Annotated in this window: 1 protein-coding gene; it reads left to right on the top strand. The window is 69.4% G+C overall.

The genetic code is table 11. From position 1 onward, the window contains the following. Positions 1-17: 17 nt before the first annotated feature. The coding region (locus tag RNC47_RS36255; protein WP_311605124.1) for a SulP family inorganic anion transporter at positions 18-546 on the top strand (529 nt) is incomplete at its 3' end.

Here is a 546-nt window from a genome sequence, read left to right on the forward strand (position 1 = left end):
CGGTAGCGGCGTACCTGGTGCCGCAGGTGATGGCCTATGCGACCGTGGCCGGCCTGCCACCGGTCGCGGGGTTGTGGGCCGCGCTGGTCCCGATGGCGGTCTACGCACTGCTGGGTTCTTCACGGCAACTGTCGGTCGGGCCGGAGTCCACCACGGCCCTGATGACGGCCACGGCGCTGGCTCCGTTGGTCATCGGCGACCCGGTGCGCTACGCGGCGCTGTCGGCGGTGCTGGCACTGCTGGTGGGGGCGATCTGCCTGGTGGCCGGTCTGTGCCGGCTCGGGTTCCTTGCCGATCTGCTGTCGCGCCCGGTCCTGGTCGGCTACATGACCGGCGTGGCCGTCATCATGATCAGCGGCCAGCTCGGGAAGATCAGCGGGATCGAGGTCACCGGCGACGAGTTCGTCGATCAGGTCCGCTCTTTCGTCAGCGGCCTCGAATCGGTGCACCTACCCACGGTCGCGCTGTCGGTCACGGTTCTGGTGCTGCTGTTCGTGCTGTACCGGATCTCGCCGCGGTTCCCCGGCCCGCTGGTCGCGGTACTGG

Source organism: Streptomyces millisiae (genome assembly GCF_031845425.1).
GTDB lineage: Bacteria > Actinomycetota > Actinomycetes > Streptomycetales > Streptomycetaceae > Streptomyces > Streptomyces millisiae.